Below are 20,136 nucleotides of genomic sequence, written 5' to 3' on the forward strand. Positions count from 1 at the left end.
GAGCCGTGTATAATACTCCCGTGTCGATAAAAGATAAGTGGTTAGCATTTAAAGATAGACTTGAGGAAGCCGGGGATACATATGGCCGCGACACTTCGAAGATTACGATAATGGCCGTATCAAAAATGCGAGGCATTGAGGAAATACTTGAGGCAAATGCATGCGGTCCTTTTCTTTTTGGAGAGAATCGCATCGAGGAAGCATGTGATAAGTTTTCCACGCTGGAAGGACTCAGTTTATACTTGATCGGACATTTACAGAGCAGGAAAGTAGGAAGAATCAATACACGCTTTGACGGCGTGCACTCTGTTGACTCGCTAAGAATTGCCAGGAAGCTTTCTCAGCGAGCCTTGGAGAATAAGAAAATTCTTGAAATTCTTCTGCAAGTTAATACTTCAGGGGAGAAAACGAAGTTTGGTTTCGATGATTATTCGAGTTTCGCGGATACAGCTGCAGAAATATCACAACTCCCCTTTCTGAACTTGAGGGGATTGATGACCATGGCTCCCTTCACGAGTAATGAATTTGTGGTTCGCAGCTGTTTTTCGAAGTGCCGTCGTTGGGCGGAAGGTATTGCTGATGTGATTGAAGGCGAAGTGGTACTGTCGATGGGGATGAGTTCAGATTTTCAGTGGGCAATTGCGGAAGGCAGTAATCTTCTTCGGATTGGGAGCGCAATATTTGGAGAATGATGACGAGTGAAAAGTGGTTCCTGCTCGGCAATGCTCCGAGGAGGGGGTTAATGTTGAAGAGTTGTCTTTTCTTTCTATTTTGGATTGTGGCAAGTGTGGTGACAATTTCGGCGCAGGAACTCCCACCCAGGGAGTCCACAATGCCCGAGGAGTATGACCCAAGCGAATTCCCGCTCTGGATGCAAGATCTCAGGCGCTTCGAAGTTGTTACCGTGGGCACATTCCCAGTTACGTATCTCTTTGTTTCGCTAATTTATGATTTCTCGATTTATGCAGCCAACAACTTCAAAACCCAGTATTCAATCGGCTCGCAGCGGGATTCACGGGATATTGGCATTATTGTTGGCAGTGCCGGCGCTGCTTCGTTCATTCTGGCCACCGTCGATTTGTTCATCAACTTGAATAAGAGAGCTCCTCAGGACCCGGTCGAGGATGATTAGTAAAGAATTCTTAGTTCGTCTGACTGGTAATGAATCGATCCGAGTTGATCGCTTTGTCGCCTCTTTGGGTATGTTCAACAGAAGCCAAATCACTAAGCGCAGTGTCAGAGTTAAAAACAATTACGGGGTGAGTCTCAAGCATTCGAAACGTCTAAAAGATGGTGATGTTGTGATGGTTGAGTGGCAGCTTCCTCCCATGTCAGAAATCAAACCCGAACCGCTCAATCTGAATGTCGTTTTTGAGGATGAGAACTGTGTTGTAATAAATAAGCAACGAGGTGTAGTTGTGCATCCGGCGCTTGGGAACATGCATGGAACCCTGGTGCAGGGACTGCTTCATAGGTATTCGGAAATAGAACATCAGTTTGGTGGCGACAGGATTCGCCCCGGCATCGTTCAGCGGCTTGACAAGGATACTTCGGGTGTAATGATAGTTGCGAAAAATATGCACTCTTTGGAATATCTTTCCGCACAGTTTCGAAACAGAGAGGTGCAGAAAACCTATCTAGCCATATGCCGCGGCCGCCCTCCAGGCAACTGTGGAGAAATAGATGATTCTGTTGGGCGCGATCCTCGAAATCGGAAAAAATTTGCAGTTGGTGTAAGGAATTCGAAGCCTGCCGTCACTAGATATCGTTTGCTTGGAGAATCGGGGAACTACAGTTTGCTGCAGCTTGAGATGCTTACCGGCCGAACGCATCAGCTTCGGGTTCATCTTCGCTCGATAGCCTGCCCGATATTGGGCGATCCAGTTTATGCAAGGAGGGATTCGATTGTCGGTGATTGTGGTTTAATGCTTCATTCTTGGAAACTAGGCATAGATTTGCTGATTCTCGGGATTCGGGAATTCCAGGCGGCAGCTCCGAGGGAATTCGTGAAAATGCTGGATAGGTTGAGTATTGATTTTCATAAAAGTGTATTTGGTTTAACGGCGCAGGTTTGACGTTGCGGTTGAAAACACGGATTCCAACGTAGTTCGGCGCTTATGGTGGAAGGAGGTCCGCAACTCGGTAGTATCAGAAGTTCTTCAGATATTGCCATGATTTTCTTCTGTATATCGTCTATCAACAGAGTTCGTTTCTCGGGTGGAATGGAATCCTCTATGTATCCAGCCGAGAGTATGTTGCCGGTGAATAGGAGATTTCCGATTCGAAAAATTCTGCCCTCCGCCAACCATTCCTCCAGGTTGAGAGTTTCAATACCGATTCCAGACGCTTCTATTCTATCTCCAACTCCCGCGAATTCGGATTTAAAATCGCCAATTTCTTCATAGCCGGAGATTATCCTTATGTTGTAGACCCTTTTGAGGATTCTCAATCCCCTGATATAACGTTCGTGGCTATGAGTAACAAGGGCGGTAGTGATGTCGAAGTTGTTTGCCTCTATTAAACCTAAAAGGACCACATCAAGCTTATCAGGATCCACCAGAATTGCCTCACCACCATCATCTTGCCCAATTATGTAGGAATTACTTGTACCTGAGAAATAACTTAGCAATTTCATTGCATGGAGCCTGTCGTGAGATAGAATTCGTTGGAATCACGAAAATCAGTGTTTCGGAGACTGGCGTTCGCGAAATCAACCATTTTTAGATTGCAATCCTGAAACTGGGCGTTATTCAACGATGCGGCGATGAAGCGACTGGAGAAGAGATCGGATTCATCGAAAACCGCGAAATCGCCCTTGATACCATTGAAATTTACGTTTATCAGTCTGGAACCCTTGAAATTAGTGTTGGTGAAGTCACTACCGGCCGCTATCACGCTCATCATTTCGCTGCCGCTGAAATTGCAGTTTATCACGCTGATATCGTCCAGAAGGCACATAAAGAATTGGGCATTTCGAAAGGATACACTGCTGAAAACCGCACCAGTAAATCGACAAAACTTGAAATCGAAATCTTCCAAATTCGTATTGGAAAGAGTGATTCCAGATAAATCACGACCGTCTAACGCTTTTTTGTTCTCGACAATTTCGCTGATTAGCTTCCTCTGATAATCAACAGGGTTGGAGTGGTGTTCCTTGCAGGATTCGGAGCCTGCCCATACTCTTTCGAAACAGCCGCTTCGTGAGCAGGTACTGAAATCAAACACTGCTCATAGAATATTCCGGCGTTTGTTTAATTGCAATGCTTTTTCATATCTGATTATTATTTACTGATGCCGGATTGTGCTAATTGTGGTGCCTCGTACGAGATACCTGTTTACAGGAATACTCTGTGTTCTTTCTGTGGTAAGGAGCTGAAAACTTGCCGGAATTGCATGTATTTCATGCCCGGTTTTGCGAATGACTGTCGCGAGCCGGTGAGTGAGCCAGTTTTGGATAAGGATAGGGCCAATTTCTGCGATTGGTTTAAACCAGCTCTCGCCGCCGATTCGAACGAAAAGGATGAGGGAAGAAAAGACAGACAGCGTCAAGCTTTTAACAGACTGTTTAATGACGAATCCGACGATGATTGAATCCTCCGTTGTCTTTATTGATTCGGGAATCGGAGGACTGCCTTATCTTGATTGGCTCAAGGAGCGACGGCCAGAGCTGCCCCTATACTATTTCGCGGATACGGCGCATTTCCCCTACGGTGATTTGAGCGTGCAAATGGTTCGAGGTGCCATTGTTGAAATGGTGCGTCTCCTACAAGGTTTGGGAACCCCGCGATTAATAGTGATAGCTTGTAACACCGCTTCCGTACTCGCTCTCGATAACATAAGGAAAGTTGCAAAATGCCCCGTTGTTGGCACTGTTCCGGCGCTTAAATCGGCGCTTAGTTCTCAGGGGCCTATTGGCGTACTTGCAACCGCCAGGACAGTGCAATCACCTTATCTTGATGAACTGGTGTCCACCTTTGCATCAGGTCGCGAAGTTGTGAAAGTTGCAGCAGGGGATATCGTTAACTATGTGGAGGAAAATTGGTTTGCCGAAGAAAAGGAAGGGGTGCTTGACGTGATAAGGCCTGCAATTGAAAAGCTCAAGAAGTTTCACGTTGGATCGGTGGTTATCGGGTGCACTCATTTTTTCTATGTTATGCAATCAATAAAAACGCTCATAGGCGCAGAGATTCCAATAGTCGATTCAATTGATGGAGTGGGTAGGCGCATACTTTCACTTCTGAGCTTGGAAAAATCACAACTTGAGTTTAGGGGACGTGGCAGTTTCCAGAGAAGCGGCGCGAATGTGCAAGATAACCTGGATTCGAACGCTCCCCGGGAGAGTCATAGCGGCGGGTTCATGGTTAGTCGAGGGGGTATTCGTGATGGCCGCTACCGACGCTTTGCTCAGGTTCGGGGCTTGGATTGGATTGGGGAGATTTCCTAATGGAACTCAAAGAGGGCACAGGGAAAAAGTATCACTAGTTCCGGTTTACTGTGCTTGTATTGACAGTTAGGATAGGACTATGGGAAAGAAGTTAATCATTTCCTTGGCATGTGTTTCGGCATTGTTTCTGACATCGTGTTTGAGGCTGGAGACGATTATTCGGCTGAAAAAAAATGGTGCTGTTACAACAAGACTAGTATACGTAATTGCGCCTGAAATGGTGGATTTTGGCAGGAGCTTCGGATCGGACGAACCTTGGCCATTACCACTAACCGAAAAAGATTTCAAGCAGCAGGCTTTACGGGTGGGAGGTGTTGTTGTTGTACGTTACAGGACGCATAAACTAGCCGACGGAAGCGAGAGAATAGACGTTAAGATTGTCGCGGATTCATTCGAAGACATTTCAAACTATCTTGCCTTGGATTTTGACATTGAGAGACAAGGAGAGAGAGGTAGTTTGATTTTTACGCTTCCGGATGTCGATGACTACGAAAAAGCCGATACGGAGAGGCGCGAGATTCTTGATGCATTTGCTGAAAAATCCACTTTCAGGTTCAGTTTCAAGCCGCCGGCGAAACCCATATCAGTACTGCCAGGAGAAATTGATGGAAGAACGGCAAGCTTCGAGATATCCCTTTGGGAATTACTTTATAACAAGGCTCCCAAAACTTGGGAAGTGCACTGGTAGGTGACTTGCTTTGAAACATCCTAAGCTGGTTGAGTGGGAGAATCGGATGAAATCAATGTTTGATAAGATTGACGACTGGCTTGAGGACAAATACGGGGGAATATTTCAACTGCATCCAAAGCGACCTCGACGCGGTAAAACTTCGAATAAGGAGGCGGATGGGCTTTTCAACATAGGCGCTGATTTCAGCTTAGGGTATGGAAGCGAGCTGGGCAGAGGTTATGTTGTGCAGATAGAGATGGCCACTCTGGAACATATACCCAGGGAAACGAGACGGCAGATTGAAAACGATGTCGAGCGCTTAGTACGAGAAAGACTACCCCAGGTGTTTCCAGGACAAAGTTTGACGCTGGAGCGGGATGGAAATTTGTTGAAAATAATAGGCGATTTCAATTTGGGTTCGGTGATAGTGAAGTAAGCGATTGCAATGAGGAACAGTCTAAGAACCATAGATTGAGGATACCAACGGAAGGTTTGCTCTTTCTGCTGAGTTGTCGAGGCGGGCGCCCGTGTCCAGGCATAGGCTAAATTCAGAAATCGGCGAAAATATTCTCGGGACTGTATCAATTTCGAAATGTTGCTAAGATAGAATCATGGACGTTCAACTTAAGGATATTATTGACAAGATTAAGAATAACGGGGTGAAAAGCGGCCAGGAAGAGGCTGCTCGGATTATAGCTGAGGCACGGGATAAAGCTTCAGCCATGATTCGGAAAGCCGAGGAGGATGCGGAAAGAATTCGAAATCATACGAAAGCGGAAGTGCAAATGATGCATAACAGCGGCAAGGATGCGTTGAGGCAGGCGGGCAGAGATTTGATACTCATGGTTAAAGGAGAGATTAAATCGATTTTTAGTCGCTTACTGAAAAGAGAAGTTCGTGATGCCTTGAGCGTGGAAGTGCTGGCGAATGTGATTGTTGTCGCGGTGAGGGGTATCTCGGAACAAGAGGAAATCGATATTTTGATTCCGGCAGAATCATTAAGCGAAATCGAACCTGTCTTAATGGCCAGGCTGAGCACGGAAATTGCGTCCGGAATGGAGATTAGACCATATAAGGGGTTGGATGCTGGATTTAGGATATCGATGAAAGATGGTTCGGCGTTTTACGACTTTTCAGATAAGGAAATTGCTGCTATGTTAAGCCGTCATTTAAATCCAAGGCTTACGAGCCTTCTTTCTTCTTAGGGAACTTGTTTGGCATATTATTACTATTTAACCGCGGCTCTTCCTATGCTCATCGAACCAGAACAAAGGGCGCCGATGTCTAGTGAATCGATGCTTGCTTTTTCTCGTTCTTTTTTGTCAACCAGAGACTACGTGGGATTGCTTGAATCCACTCTCGAGGGGAATGAGGCGCCTGGGATATGTGGATTATACAACAAATGGGAGAGAAGTCTCAGGAATGATTTGGTTAAACTTCGAGCTAAGAGATTGAATCTTGATGCAGATGAATACTGTAGAGAAGCCGCATCGGTGTACGGGACAGCACAGATTGCTGTTGAGTCTGTCATGATGGATTCTCCGTTGAAGGCTGAGCTATATCTGCATCAATGCCGATGGGCAAAGATTGACGAATTGGCGGCAGGACGTCTGTTTGATATCGAATTCATTCGAAGTTATAGAATGAAACTTCTGTTACTGGAGCGCCGTTCCAAGTTTAATGAGGAACTTGGTTTCAAAGCATATCGCAGTCTGTATAATCGGGTGCTTTTGGCTTCGGGGATTGAACCACGATGAAAGAACCTTCGCAATGAAAGGGTGTGAGTTATGAGTGCAGGCGGGGAAGTAAGGGGAAAGGTAATAGGGGTGAATGGGAACATGGTTTCGGTACAGACCGATGGCAACATTGTCATGAATGAGGTTGGTTACATAGTCAGTGGTGATAAGCGTCTGAAATCTGAAGTGATTCGTATCCGGGGCAATGTTGTCCAACTCCAGGTTTTTGAATTAACCCGAGGCATCGGCGTCGGAGATGAAGTTGAATTCACTGGCGAAATGTTGGCTGTAGAGCTTGGCCCGGGACTGTTGGGGCAGATTTTTGATGGACTTCAGAATCCATTGGCAAAGTTTGCTCAAAAAGCCGGCTTTTTTCTTGAGCGGGGAATTTACATTGATGCTCTAAGTCGTGAGCAGAAATGGCATTTCAAGCCGCTAGTTGGAATCGGCGACAAGGTGACTGCGGGAGATTATCTGGGGTTCGTACCCGAAGGTCTGTTCGAACACAAGGTGATGGTTCCTTTTAGGATACACGACGATTTGACAGTGTCCAGGGTGGTTCCGGAGGGTTCATATTCCATAGAGGAAACCATTGTTGAAACCAGGAGTTCTCAAGGGAAAGCAATCCCATTGACTATGCTGTTTGAATGGCCTGTCAAGAGGGCTATCGATGTATATGAGGAAAAACTGAAACCTGTCGAGCCTCTGGTATCCAAGGTTCGGCTTATGGACACATTTTTCCCTGTCGCCAAGGGGGGCACTTATTGCATCCCCGGGCCCTTTGGCGCAGGTAAAACGGTTTTACAGCAGATAACCAGCCGGCATGCGGAGGTGGACGTGGTAATAATCGCCGCATGTGGTGAAAGAGCCGGCGAGGTGGTTGAAACCATCAAAGAATTCCCGGAGTTAGCCGATCCGAAAACCGGTAGATCCTTGATGGAGAGAACCATCATTGTTTGCAATACTTCTTCGATGCCTGTTGCATCGCGGGAGGCTTCGGTTTATACGGCGGTTACGTTAGGTGAGTATTACAGGCAGATGGGTCTTGATGTCTTGCTGCTTGCCGATTCAACCAGCCGTTGGGCCCAGGCGATGCGTGAGATGTCGGGCCGATTGGAAGAAATTCCCGGCGAAGAGGCGTTTCCTGCCTATCTTGAGTCAAATATTGCGTCCTTTTACGAAAGGGCCGGCATTGTGCGGTTGAAAAATGGTGATGTAGGTTCGGTTACGATAGGGGGAACTGTCAGCCCTGCGGGTGGAAATTTCGAAGAACCGGTAACTCAGGCGACACTTAAGGTTGTCGGGGCTTTTCATGGACTTTCACGGGAACGTTCTGACGCTCGTAAATATCCAGCGATTCACCCCACCGAATCCTGGAGCAAGTACAGGGGTATCATGCCGACTGAGCATGTTGAATATGCTCATGAGATACTGGTGCATTCCGGCGAAATTGAATCCATGATGAAGGTTGTCGGCGAGGAGGGCACCAGTCTGCAGGATTACATAGTGTTTCAGAAAGGAGAATTTTTAGATGCTGTCTATTTCCAGCAAAATTCGTTCGATCCTGTTGATGCCGCCGTGGCGCCCGATCGTCAGATCTGGGTTTTTGGTTTGATTATTGAAATCCTGGCTAGTAAGCTGGATTTGGAAGACAAGGGGAATGTGCGGAGATGGTTCTACCAGTTAAGGCAGAAATTTCTCGACTATAATGGCGCAGAATGGAACAGCAATGAGTTTAGAAGACTGGAAACCGAAATTCGAGCCATAGTTCAATCTAAGAAGCTTGGAATTGATCCAAAATCCCCGGCCATACTATCGAGACATTGATGAGCAAGGTATATAGCAGGATTGAATCAATAGCTGGCAATGTTATTGTCGTGAGGGCCGACGGCGTCCGTTATGGCGATCTTGCGCAGGTGAGCACGTCTTTTGGCGTATCCTTGGCCGAGGTGATAAAACTCGATGAAGATTTGGTGTCGCTTCAGGTATTTGCCGGGAGCCGTGGAATTTCTACCGGAGATGAGGTTCGATTCCTGGGAAAATCAATGCAGGTGTCCTATTCTCAGTCCTTACTGGGTAGGGTTTTCAATGGTTCGGGGGAACCCCGGGACAGGGGCCCGACTCTCTCCGAGAATTTGATTTCGGTTGGCGGGCCGTCCTTTAATCCCACACGACGAATCATCCCTCGAAACATGGTACGCACTGGGATTCCCATGATCGATTTGTTTAACACGCTTGTCGAGAGTCAGAAGCTACCAATCTTCTCCGTTTCAGGGGAACCTTATAACGAGGTTTTGGCACGGATTGCCTTACAGGCAGAGGTGGATTTAATAATCCTGGGCGGAATGGGTTTGAAGCATGATGACTATTTATTTTTTCGGGACTCCCTGGATGAGGGAGGTGCTCTTTCCAGGTCTATTTTGTTTGTTCATACGGCCTCGGATCCAGTTGTGGAAGGTCTTATGGTGCCTGATATCTCCTTAGCCGTTGCCGAGAATTTCGCCCTGGATGGTAAAAGGGTTTTGGTACTTCTTACTGATATGACGAACTTCGCGGATGCGATGAAGGAAATTGCGATAACACAGGAGCAGGTTCCTTCGAACAGGGGTTATCCGGGAGATTTGTATTCTCAGCTTGCAAGCCGCTATGAAAAAGCGATTGATATCGAGGGATTGGGGTCGATTACTATCTTAGCTGTCACGACTATGCCAGGTGACGATGTTACTCATCCGGTGCCGGATAATACGGGTTATATAACTGAGGGGCAGTTCTATCTGAGAAATGGGAAAATCGAGCCGTTTGGTTCACTCAGTCGCTTGAAGCAGCAGGCAAATGACAGAACGCGCAAAGATCATAGAGCACTCGCGGATGGGATGATAAAATTGTATGCTGCGTATAAGGATACGCTGGAAAAGCAATCAATGGGCTTTCAGATGACCAATTGGGACGAGAAACTGCTCAGATACGGGGAATTATTCGAAGATAAAATGATGGATCTTTCGGTAAATATCCCGCTTGAAGAAGCTCTGGACAATGGGTGGAAAATTTTAGCCGACTGCTTCGAAAAGGAAGAAACCGGGTTTCGCTCAAATCTAATTGAGGAATTCTGGCCGAGAGTATAGCCATGTTTAAGATAAGGCTAACCAAGAACGAATTGAAAAGGCAGAAAGATGCGTTGAGAATGTATAATCGATATCTCCCCACCTTGATTTTGAAGAAACAGCAATTGCAGATGGAGGTTCGAAAAGTTGAGGAGAGGCAGTATAAGCTCCAACAAGCAAAAGACTTACTAGAGGAGGATTTTCGGAGCTGGATAGCGGTTTTTGGAGAGGATGTCGGTTTAAGTGAGAAGCTGATTGTGTTGGAGAAGTTTAGCCGTGGAATCGGCAATATTGCGGGTGTGAGCATTCCCCTCTTCGAAGGTGCGAAATTCGCTGAAGCCGAATATGATTTGTGGGTAATGCCGCTTTGGGTGGATAAGGCGATAGAGGAATTACAGCGTGTTATGTTGCTGGATCTGGAATTGCAAGTGCTGAGAGAGCAATATTCCTTGTTGTTCGCTGAGTTAAGAACCACAACTCAGAGGGTGAATCTATTTGAAAAAGTGAAAATTCCCGAAACGAAGATGTACATTAAGAAAATAAGCATATATTTAGGCGATCAACAAACGGCATCAGTTGTGCGTGGAAAGATTGCCAAACGCGGTTTGGAGAAAGCTCTCAGATGATAGTCCCGATGATGAAGGTTTCGCTGGTAGTTCTGGATAAGGATGGCAGGGTCGCTCTAAAGAAATTGAGCAATGAGGGAGTTCTCCATCTTGAATCAAGGGCGCAGGGAGCTGGTGAGAAACTGGAATCTTTGTTGGAGATGCGAACGAGGGTAACCTCAGCCTTGGACAAACTCGACAGTACTGTGAAATCCAAGTCAGTGAACGCTGGCGGATCGCATAACAGGAACTCGATCCTGGCCTTGGCTGAGGAGATAATTTCGACGGAAGAACAAATAAGAGAGCTCCGTGAGAAGGCCGGAAATATAACGCAACAGATAAATTTGCTTGAACCCTTTGGTGATTTCGAACCCAGTGACCTGATTTTCCTTGGAGCAAGCCAAATCGATGTGTGTTTATTTAGAGATGAAATAACCCTGAAGAAAAATCTAAGAGATGCCGGAGCGATTGTTTTCCAACTTGCCAGGAGAAGCAAACAGCCAGTCTTCGCTGCCGTTTTCTTTGATGGGATTCCCGAATTGGCGATCGATAAGGCGATTGCTATTCCGAAACACGGTCTTAATGAACTAATCCTGATGAGAAATGAGTTGTTTAAACGTTTGGAAAACCTAAAGAGTAAACTGTTTGATTTCTCCAGGATGCAGCCCATCATTACGCAGATGCTCTCTGGAATCGAACAAGATATCGAATTCGAATCTCTGGCAACCGGAATGCCTGATGAAGGTGGGTTGAAATGGCTCAGCGGTTTCGTTCCGGCAAACAGGCTGCAGAGCCTCAGGGCTCTTGGTTCGGCAGAGGGCTGGGGGATGTTGATTCAGGAGCCCAATCAGGATGACAAGCCCCCCACTCTGATAGAGAATGGCCCAAAAATTAGAATAATCAAGCCAGTTTTCGATTTTCTTGAAACTTTGCCGGGTTACCATGAATATGATATAAGCGCATATTTTCTTGTCTATTTCTGCATCTTTTTTGCGATGCTTGTTGGCGATGCGGGATATGGGATGGTTTTTCTGCTGACGGCTCTAACCTTAATCGTAAGGAGCTTGAGAAATGGACAGCGAGTGTCAGATGCCGTGAAATTGCTTACGTTGCTAAGCATAATTACAATTCTATGGGGTACGATTACGGGCAACTGGTTTGGATCGAAAACGCTTGCTGGATTGGGTTTTTTCCGTATGCTGACAATTCCTTCGATTGCCGCATATCCAGATATCTTTCCCGGACTTGAAGTGGATCCACGGCAAAGAGTGATGTGGCTATGTTTCCTATTGGGCCTTTCCCAACTGATCCTGGCAAATATCATGATTTTTATTCGAAATTTCCCCAAGTTGAGGTCGCTTGCACAGCTTGGTTGGATGGCGCTTATAGGCGGACTCTATTGCCTTGTGCTGTGGCTTGTAATAGGAGTTTCCATGCCGCGATTCGCGGTGTATATGATAGCTGGAGGAATTTCTTTTGTTCTGCTATTTGAGAAACAGGGTGATGGTATAGGTTTTTTCAAGGGCATACTAAAAGGTTTAAGCGGTACTTTCGCTACTTTCTTAGACGCCATCAGCGGGTTTTCCAATATACTTTCGTATATTAGATTGTTTGCGGTTGGGCTGGCATCGTTCTATATTGCATCGACTGTCAATAATCTTGCTTCGCCCATGCTCAAGAATTTTGCACTGCCAATAGGTGTTTTGATTATCGCTTTCGGGCACGGGTTGAATTTGCTTATGGCAGTATTGTCCGTTGTGGTTCATGGCATTCGTCTCAATATGCTGGAATTTGCAGGTCAATTGGGTATGGAGTGGACAGGGACGAAATACAATCCTTTCAGGGTGCGGATTTCGGAAGAAAACAATAGTCAAGGAGTTTCTTTATGAATATTGGATTGATCGGACCGGCTGCTGCCTTAGGTTTAGCGGCGATTGGCTCCGCACTTGGCACTGGGGCTGCTGGTCAGGCATCTATGGGAGCTTGGAAGAAATGCTTCGCGGCGAATAAGCCCGCGCCATTTATGCTCGCTGTCTTTAGCGGCGCACCAATCACACAGACTCTCTATGGTTTTCTGCTCATGCTCTTTATCCGAGGTTCCCAGAAAGAACCGCTTACTCTGCTGAGCGCAGGAGTTTTTGGTGGTTTAGCCATTGGCTTTTCGGCAATGATGCAAGGCAGAGCTGCTGCTGGTGCTGCTGATGCTCTGGCCGACACCGGGAAGGGAACCGCCAACTATATAAGTGTGATTGGAATTATCGAAACCGTAGCAATTTTTGTGATGATTTTTCTGCTTTTAGTACTTGTCGAATTTTAGGAAAGCATTTGCAACCTTTAATCTGCAGTAGTGATTGGGCGGGTCTTTATTCTCCGGCTGCCATTTCAAGTTGCGGCTTGCGGTGGAATTTCGAGACAGGCGTTGGCAGGGTGCGTATTTGGGCATTAGATTAGTGTTCTTATTTCTGGTTCTGTCTCTTGTCGCATTTTCGGGTTCCGGATCGGAACATCCGGCCTGGCTACTTCTTGAGAAGGGCAAGTCGTCTTTTGCGCAGAAGGAATTATCGGAAGCCCTCGATTACCTACTGGATGCTGTTGAGATTCAGCAGGAGTATCCCGAAGCAGAATTCTGGCTGGGCAGGGTTTATGAGGCTCAAGGTCAGATTGTGTTGGCGGAAGAACAGTACCGCAGAGCAATCGAACTTGCTATATACCTGCGGGTTCCGCAGGAACTCATCTTGTTTCGATACAGACTCGCAAGGCTCCTATTGAATCAAGGGCAGGAGCGATTGCTTGAAGCCGAATCAATCCTATACGGAATCGCCAACAATGAGGGCGCTTCTTCACGGTCGAGCATATTGCTGGAGCATCAATATATTGAGCGCTTAACAGGACACGGAATTGATGAACTTCTATTTCTCTATAGAGACGATTTGGGGTATGCATTGGAAGCGAGGAAAATCCTAGGCGAAACAGCGTGGAAAAAGGGAAACTACCGCTCGGCCCTATTACACTCGATGAGAACCGTGCTATCGATACTGACAACAGCGGCGGAACGCTATCGGGTAATTCATCCAAATTGGCGCTTTGATATCGATCCAGTAAGGGATGCCCAAAATCCCGATAGGGATGTGCGATTTCCAGAGCGTTCCGATGGAACTGACAGGCTGATTATGCTCGCATATGAAGAAGACGGGCCTCTGGCGGAATGGATGGAATCAGTCGGCTTATGGTCAGCTCTCTATTTACTCTCCGTTTCCCTCTATGCGGAGGGGTTTGATGACATCGCAACATCGATCTGGGAATTGATGGTGGTGAGAGACAGCATCGATGGTACCTACCACTCTCGCATTCAGGCCGGGCATTGGGGTGAATTGGCAAAAGCGCAGCTCGAAAATCCCTTTATATCGATTGATTCCCTTTCACCCTGAAGAACTAGGACACAATGAACAAAATCGTAATAAAAGGAGCACGGGAGCATAACCTGCAGGATATCGACCTGGAACTTCCGCGGGATCGACTTATAGTGATTACAGGACTCTCGGGTTCGGGCAAATCATCGCTAGCCTTCGATACGATATTTGCTGAGGGTCAGAGACGCTATGTGGAATCGCTTTCCGCTTATGCACGTCAGTTTCTTGGCAGAATGGATAAACCGGATGTTGATTATCTCGAAGGCTTATCGCCTGCGATATCGATCGAGCAGAAGAGTACCAGCCGCAATCCGCGTTCAACAGTTGGAACTATCACCGAAATATACGATTATTTACGGCTGTTGTTTGCGCGCATCGGCAGTCCGATTTGTCCAAATGACGACACCCCGATAAGGGAACAGTCAGTCGATCAGATATTGGATACAGTGTTTTCATTTCCCGAAGGCCAGCGACTAATGATACTCGCTCCCCTGGTACGAGGCAAAAAGGGCGAGCATCGTAAATATCTTGAAGATGCAAGAAAGGCAGGATTTGTACGGATTAGAATAGATGGCGAAATATTTTCGCTGGATAACGAAATCAATCTCGATAAGAACCGCAAGCACGATATTTCGCTCGTCGTCGATCGTGTCATAGCTGGTTTCAAGAGTCGAAAACGCCTAGCTGAATCGATTGAAACCGCCTTGGAAATATCAGATGGTCAGGTGAATGTACTGGTAATCGAAGAGAATGGGGAAAAAGAACTCTTCTTCTCGGAAAAGAACTCGTGCTCCAAGTGCGGCTTCAGTCTACCCGAAATGCAGCCGAGACTATTCAGCTTCAACAGCCCTTTTGGAGCCTGCTCCGCATGTGACGGGCTGGGAGTTATGCTGGAGTTCGACAGGAATCTGATAATGCCCAATCCCTCGCTGTCGTTCAATCAAAGGGGATTGTTGCCATATAATCCCGATTCGGCCTGGTATCGAAGTTGGTTTGATGCTCTTGCCAAGGTGTATAAGTTCAGTTTGGATACACCGTTGAATGAACTGGGTGAAAAGGTATTGGATGCCATATTCGATGGGGCAGACGAGTCCATAGATATTACATATGTTAACAGAACTGGCACGGGGAAATTCGAGTATTCATCTGATTTCAAGGGAATAATTGCCGATCTCAATCGCCGCTACAAAGAAACAACGTCGGCAGGCATGCGCGATTGGTTGGAGGAATTCATGCTTCGCAGCCTTTGTCGGGAATGTGGGGGAAAAAGGCTTAGTCGGGGGAGCTTGAGTGTCTTTGTTGGAGGAAAGGACATACACCAGATAACCACAATGCCGGTACATCAGGCGAGAGAATTCTTTGATAAGCTGAAATTAAGCAATACAGAAATCCATATAGCAGAGCAAATATTGAAGGAGATTCGAGAGCGATTGCAGTTTCTTAGAAGCGTTGGTTTGGGCTATTTGAGTTTAGAACGTGAGGCCGCAACACTTTCAGGTGGAGAGGGCCAGAGAATTCGTTTGGCGACACAGATTGGTTCCTCATTGGTGGGGGTTCTCTATATTCTGGATGAACCTACAATTGGCTTACACCAGAGAGACAATCAGAAACTAATCGACACACTTATTCATCTGCGCAATCTTGGAAACACTTTGATAGTTGTAGAACATGATGAGCAGACAATCAGAACAGCGGATCACATTGTGGATATGGGGCCTGGGGCGGGCGTCCATGGAGGCAGAGTAGTGGCTCAGGGTGCCCCAAGCGAGGTGATAGCCAATTCCAACAGTCCGACGGGCCGTTTTTTGAGCGGTTTGGATGTCATCGATTTGCCTGAGACGAGGCGAAAAGGCAGTGGGCAGTCGATAAATATACTTGGTGCGAGGGAGCACAATCTGAAGAACATCGATGTCGAGCTGCCTCTTGGGAAGTTCATCACTATCACGGGAGTATCAGGTTCCGGCAAATCGACTCTGTTAACAGACATTCTTTTTCCCGCTCTTTCAAACGCAGTGGGACGAACCCATCTGACAGCTGGCAATTATGAGAATATCACTGGAATTGAATTTGTTGACAAGGTGATTTGCATCGACCAAAGTCCTATCGGACGAACTCCCAGATCGAACCCGGCAACTTATGTTGGACTCTTTACGCCGGTGCGCGATCTTTTTGCTGGTCTTCCGGAATCCAAGGCCAGAGGCTATAAATCTGGGAGATTCAGCTTCAACGTCAAGAGTGGCCGCTGCGAGTCCTGCGAGGGCGCCGGGACAAAGAAAATTGAGATGCATTTCCTCCCGGATATATATGTGATTTGTGATGTCTGCAAGGGCAAGCGTTTCAATCGAGAGACGCTCGAAATTCGATATAAGGGCAAAAACATTCATGATGTTCTGGACATGAACGCGGAAGAGGCTTTGGATTTTTTTGCAGTGGTACCGACTATTGCAAATCGGCTTCGCACCCTGAATGCGGTTGGGCTTGGGTACATCAAGCTTGGGCAGTCTGCTCTTACTCTGTCAGGCGGTGAGGCGCAGCGCGTGAAACTGTCGCTTGAGCTTTCGAAACGTAGTACTGGAAAAACCTTCTATATCATCGATGAGCCAACTACCGGCCTTCATTTTGCCGATGTTAAAAAACTGCTTGAAGTTCTTCAAACTCTGGTTGATAAGGGGAATACAATCTGTATGATAGAGCACAATCTTGATGTTGTTAAACAGGCTGATTATGTGATTGATCTTGGGCCCGAAGGGGGCGATCAGGGGGGTGAACTCATTGTGGCCGGCACTCCGGAATTCGTTTCGGAATCAGAATGCTCACATACTGGCCGCTATCTTAGGGAATTTTTGAAACAACGGTGAGATGTTTGGGAAACCGGCGATATTGGGTGATGTGCTCTCGTCGAGCGGTTTGCCACGGTTTGATTTTTTGCCTCTTTGGCACCCTTATGTCTCTGCATGCACAAGATGGCCTTGCCGGCGGAGAAGAAGACGCTGAAGGCTTAAGGGAGCTGAATCGCAGTTTAGTTGTCGATATTCAAAATGCGAAACACGATGAATTGCTAGCCTGGTGTCGTGTTCTCAATTTAGCCGAGGACGGTGATGACGAGGTTCTTCGAAACAGACTTCGGGATTATTATGGTGTTGACTTTGAGACGGATGAGGTTGGGACAGCCGATGTTGTCGGAACAAAGGTTGTGGTTGAATCCGCACAAAGAGGTGAGTATTTCAAGGTAGAAGTTGATAATTCGAATCTGGAGTCTGTAATTCGACTCTCTGGCGGGGTAATCATCACAGTTGATACTGCAGACAAAAAACACAGAATTGAGGCGGATCGGGTTGTACTCAATCAGACTCGGAATACTATTTCGGTTGCGGGTAACATCACATATAGGGTTCTCAGAGGTGGTAAGGAGGAGAAGTATTCCGGAGATAAAATCGTATTCAGGATTTCCGATTGGGCGGGAATTGTTTTTCAAGGCACTGCGGAAAGAACTCAGACATTGGATGATGAGACGGCAGTTTTTTTCTTCAGAGGAAAATCGATTAGACAGCCTAAAGAGGGAATCCTGATATTCAATGACGGTGACATAACCAGCGATGCCAATCTGAATCCCTATTATACGCTAAGAGCAAAAAAAATATGGATAACCGGGCCGTCTGAATGGGGGTTGTTTAGCGCCACATTGTATGTGGGTCATATCCCTGTTTTCTACTTCCCCTTTTACTGGAGATCGGGCAGTGATTTATTCTTCAACCCTGCAATTGGCAAGAGAAGCAGAGTTGGCTACTACATACAGACGAGCACCTACCTTATAGGGCAGAAGGAGTTGCAGGACAAATATCCAATTATGGGATTTGGAAGTTTTGACAGTCTGGATTATGAATTGGTACGAGAGGGATTGTTTTTAACCCGCAAGACAGACAGCAGGAAAATCATCAGGAAAAATACACTGAAATATATGCTCGATGTATATACATCTCTTGGCGCAATGACCGGTTTTCTTGGTGATTTTACGATTAAGAAAACTTCGATTAGTTTTTATACCACCATAGCGGTGAGCCGCAGTATCTCTTCGAATGGCAATGTCTATTTTCGAAACAATGGAGGAGCGAAAGTATATTGGAATAAGAGTCAAGTCGGTGATGTGGTAATCCCATTTCGCTGGGGAGCTTACTTGGACTTCAAAATGGATGACTGGTTTTTGTCTCTGAATTGGTACTCAGACCCCTTCTACTTGAAAGATTTTGACGACAGAAAAGAAAATTTTGATTGGATAAGCTATTTGTTTGGTGAAGATAGTGCGAGCGCTGAGGAAACGGATTTGGTGACGGATTTGAAATGGGAGATTAAGGGGTCTCAAAAATTCGACGGGTTCGAGAATTTTGCCATGGATAACTTAAGAGTATCGTTAACTTGGAGAAATAAGCTGAACCAGGAGGTTCAGGAGTCCACGAATCCGGATAAAGAGTACAACCCGCTTAGAAGTTTCTATTATCCCCATATATTGGTATTGCCGGATTTAAGGCTTTCGTTTAGCGGTAAATCTCCCACTTGGACAGTTGATCGGTTAAATCCTTCCGAAACGCCTAAGCCTGTAATGGACGATAAGGCGGGGGAGAAATCAGAGAAGCTGGAGACAAATTCGATACCCTTTCGTAATTCTTTCGATGGCATTTATTCAGACGATTTGCTAAGCACATCAATCAATTACAATGTTCAAACCCAACTATATATCGAACATCGATCCGACAGCTCCGATTGGTCTTCCCCCTCGGATATAGATTTCGATTTCGAGCCGGCGCAGATAAGCACTTCCCCGCAGGGACATTTGAACTATAATTTTGCTTTTTTGGGTGGCTTAACCGGTTTGGATGGAACTACCACCCTTTCAGGACTCCATCAAATTCATATGGACATGTTTGGGGAGAAGTCTTATGCCAATGATGAGACTCGCCTGGCTGATTATCGGAATTCAAAGTTTTTGTGGGACAATTGGATTCGTTTATATTTCAAGCCATTCCGGCGCGTCCCCGTTTTCTCGGATTCCTCCCTCAATTACGATTTTGATGCAACCATTTACAGCTATAGATTCTCCAACGGTGCAACTTTAGCCAGCCCAAGCTATTCCAGCTATTGGATATCAGAAAAAGAAGACTTGCGTAAGAACATGATTTCCATGGCTATCATCTGGAAGCTGGGAGCTTTCAATGCCTCATTTGTGAATACGGCCGATGTTCCTCCACTTAATCAGCGTTATTCAATGAACTCAGCCGTGGGTTTCGATTATGAGGGATGGAACTTGGATATCAGTCAACAGACTCTGCATGTGTTAAACCGCTGGGAAGCCCAGCCGCTGATTATGAAAGCATCCTGGAAGGGTTGGAAGGACGAGGTTGAGATTTCCCAGTCCATAAGATACGATATCGACTGGAATCGTCTCACTGACACGGAAACTACTTTCAAATTCTGGGGCTTTGGAACCAGTTTTATAGCAAATTATGGAACTCATTACACCTGGAATCAAGGAGATTTCATATGGAACGAAGACACAATGGGATTTGCGCCTCGGCATCTGAGATTCTTTTTTTACAGAGAATTCAAACCGGCGCCTTTTTGGAAAAATCGTATTAAACTGCGCACCGTAATAGACACTTATTGGAATATCAATCTGACTCAGCCAACAGATAACGTTCTTGAGTTTAAATGGATTCAAGAATTTCACACTTACAAATTTATCGATGTAAAAATAACCTTCACTGCGATCAACAGGAACATGTACATCTACTTCCCATGGTGGCGCGAGAAATTGAATATTCCGGGAAAGATCGGCTTTTTTGAAGACCTGTTTAAGTCTTTCAATATTTTTAACGCCGGGAAAAGGTATGAATCGAATTTCAATATGAAACGTCTGGATTTAACTCTGATTCACCATCTTGGGAGTTGGGATTTAACGGTTCAGTATGGTGGATGGCCCGCGTATGATTCAGTGAGGGGTAGTTATACCTGGAAATCTGATTTCAATCTCTCTATTAAATGGAACCCCCTGCCTGTATTTAATCAAAGGACTAGTTATAAGAATGATATATGGAGTGTCGATTCCTTTGAATATGATGTTGACCAAAGACAATAAACATTGTTAAACTGATGAATCGTTACACTGATGGCAGTCG

The 20,136-nt window shown here is 46.1% G+C and carries 19 protein-coding genes; 17 read left to right on the forward strand and 2 right to left on the reverse strand.

Features of this window, described 5'->3' with window-relative positions; genetic code table 11:
• Positions 1-20 precede the first annotated feature (20 nt).
• The 3 genes from S1OALGB6SA_RS08580 to S1OALGB6SA_RS08590 are packed head-to-tail and all read left to right on the forward strand — an operon-like array spanning position 21 to position 2,075.
• Complete coding sequence (locus tag S1OALGB6SA_RS08580; protein ID WP_195910392.1) at positions 21-692, forward strand: YggS family pyridoxal phosphate-dependent enzyme; 672 nt, start codon at positions 21-23, stop codon at positions 690-692.
• A 50-nt stretch (positions 693-742) separates the two neighbouring features.
• Positions 743-1,132 (forward strand): DUF8521 domain-containing protein, encoded by a 390-nt coding sequence (locus S1OALGB6SA_RS08585; RefSeq protein WP_124033191.1) that lies wholly within the window; start codon positions 743-745, stop codon positions 1,130-1,132.
• Entirely contained in the window at positions 1,125-2,075 is a 951-nt protein-coding gene (locus tag S1OALGB6SA_RS08590; RefSeq protein WP_124033192.1) for an RluA family pseudouridine synthase, read from the forward strand. Before S1OALGB6SA_RS08585 ends, S1OALGB6SA_RS08590 begins: the two co-directional genes overlap by 8 nt.
• Here S1OALGB6SA_RS08590 and S1OALGB6SA_RS08595 read toward each other — a convergent pair.
• Both S1OALGB6SA_RS08595 and S1OALGB6SA_RS08600 read right to left on the reverse strand, forming a co-directional pair.
• Positions 2,039-2,635, reverse strand: a complete 597-nt coding sequence (locus S1OALGB6SA_RS08595) for an MBL fold metallo-hydrolase (protein WP_124033193.1) — start codon at positions 2,633-2,635, stop codon at positions 2,039-2,041. The two genes, S1OALGB6SA_RS08590 and S1OALGB6SA_RS08595, sit on opposite strands and share 37 nt — an antisense overlap.
• Positions 2,632-3,225, reverse strand: a complete 594-nt coding sequence (locus S1OALGB6SA_RS08600) for a pentapeptide repeat-containing protein (RefSeq protein WP_124033194.1) — start codon at positions 3,223-3,225, stop codon at positions 2,632-2,634. The genes S1OALGB6SA_RS08595 and S1OALGB6SA_RS08600 overlap by 4 nt, the downstream gene beginning before the upstream one ends.
• Positions 3,226-3,450: 225 nt before the next feature.
• Here S1OALGB6SA_RS08600 and S1OALGB6SA_RS10380 point away from each other — a divergent pair, with 225 nt between their 5' ends.
• The 14 genes from S1OALGB6SA_RS10380 to S1OALGB6SA_RS08665 all read left to right on the forward strand — a co-directional run bounded on the left by S1OALGB6SA_RS10380 (position 3,451) and on the right by S1OALGB6SA_RS08665 (position 20,096).
• Positions 3,451-3,591 (forward strand): hypothetical protein, encoded by a 141-nt coding sequence (locus S1OALGB6SA_RS10380; RefSeq protein WP_230204512.1) that lies wholly within the window; start codon positions 3,451-3,453, stop codon positions 3,589-3,591.
• Complete coding sequence (gene murI, locus S1OALGB6SA_RS08605) at positions 3,584-4,444, forward strand: glutamate racemase (protein ID WP_195910394.1); 861 nt, start codon at positions 3,584-3,586, stop codon at positions 4,442-4,444. Before S1OALGB6SA_RS10380 ends, murI begins: the two co-directional genes overlap by 8 nt.
• 79 nt (positions 4,445-4,523) lie before the next feature.
• Positions 4,524-5,132, forward strand: a complete 609-nt coding sequence (locus S1OALGB6SA_RS08610; protein ID WP_124033196.1) for a hypothetical protein — start codon at positions 4,524-4,526, stop codon at positions 5,130-5,132.
• A 10-nt stretch (positions 5,133-5,142) separates the two neighbouring features.
• Positions 5,143-5,550: a hypothetical protein gene (locus tag S1OALGB6SA_RS08615; protein ID WP_124033197.1), complete on the forward strand. Its 408-nt coding sequence runs from the start codon at positions 5,143-5,145 to the stop codon at positions 5,548-5,550.
• Between the two features lie 175 nt (positions 5,551-5,725).
• Positions 5,726-6,319 carry a hypothetical protein gene (locus S1OALGB6SA_RS08620; protein WP_124033198.1) on the forward strand — a complete coding sequence of 198 codons (594 nt, stop codon included), beginning with the start codon at positions 5,726-5,728 and terminating at the stop codon, positions 6,317-6,319.
• 9 nt (positions 6,320-6,328) lie between these two features.
• Positions 6,329-6,871: a DUF2764 family protein gene (locus S1OALGB6SA_RS08625; RefSeq protein ID WP_124033199.1), complete on the forward strand. Its 543-nt coding sequence runs from the start codon at positions 6,329-6,331 to the stop codon at positions 6,869-6,871.
• Positions 6,872-6,901: 30 nt separating this feature from the next.
• Positions 6,902-8,677, forward strand: coding sequence for a V-type ATP synthase subunit A (locus S1OALGB6SA_RS08630; protein ID WP_124033200.1), 1,776 nt, complete (start codon positions 6,902-6,904; stop codon positions 8,675-8,677).
• Positions 8,677-9,972, forward strand: a complete 1,296-nt coding sequence (locus S1OALGB6SA_RS08635) for a V-type ATP synthase subunit B (RefSeq protein WP_124033201.1) — start codon at positions 8,677-8,679, stop codon at positions 9,970-9,972. The genes S1OALGB6SA_RS08630 and S1OALGB6SA_RS08635 overlap by 1 nt, the downstream gene beginning before the upstream one ends.
• Positions 9,973-9,974: 2 nt before the next feature.
• Positions 9,975-10,577: a V-type ATP synthase subunit D gene (locus S1OALGB6SA_RS08640; RefSeq protein ID WP_124033202.1), complete on the forward strand. Its 603-nt coding sequence runs from the start codon at positions 9,975-9,977 to the stop codon at positions 10,575-10,577.
• 8 nt (positions 10,578-10,585) lie between these two features.
• The gene (locus S1OALGB6SA_RS08645; RefSeq protein ID WP_124033203.1) at positions 10,586-12,445 is read left to right on the forward strand and encodes a V-type ATP synthase subunit I; all 1,860 of its coding nucleotides are present in this window, start codon (positions 10,586-10,588) and stop codon (positions 12,443-12,445) included.
• Positions 12,442-12,873: an ATP synthase subunit C-like protein gene (locus tag S1OALGB6SA_RS08650; RefSeq protein WP_037563444.1), complete on the forward strand. Its 432-nt coding sequence runs from the start codon at positions 12,442-12,444 to the stop codon at positions 12,871-12,873. Before S1OALGB6SA_RS08645 ends, S1OALGB6SA_RS08650 begins: the two co-directional genes overlap by 4 nt.
• A 34-nt stretch (positions 12,874-12,907) precedes the next feature.
• Positions 12,908-13,984, forward strand: a complete 1,077-nt coding sequence (locus S1OALGB6SA_RS08655) for a hypothetical protein (RefSeq protein ID WP_037563442.1) — start codon at positions 12,908-12,910, stop codon at positions 13,982-13,984.
• Between the two features lie 14 nt (positions 13,985-13,998).
• Positions 13,999-16,824: an excinuclease ABC subunit UvrA gene (gene uvrA, locus S1OALGB6SA_RS08660; RefSeq protein ID WP_037563440.1), complete on the forward strand. Its 2,826-nt coding sequence runs from the start codon at positions 13,999-14,001 to the stop codon at positions 16,822-16,824.
• A 29-nt stretch (positions 16,825-16,853) separates the two neighbouring features.
• Positions 16,854-20,096 (forward strand): LPS-assembly protein LptD, encoded by a 3,243-nt coding sequence (locus S1OALGB6SA_RS08665; protein WP_124033204.1) that lies wholly within the window; start codon positions 16,854-16,856, stop codon positions 20,094-20,096.
• Positions 20,097-20,136: the final 40 nt, after the last annotated feature.

Origin of the sequence: Olavius algarvensis spirochete endosymbiont, assembly GCA_900608495.1 — a bacterium.
In the GTDB taxonomy this organism is placed as follows: Bacteria; Spirochaetota; Spirochaetia; order DSM-2461; family DSM-2461; genus UBA2779.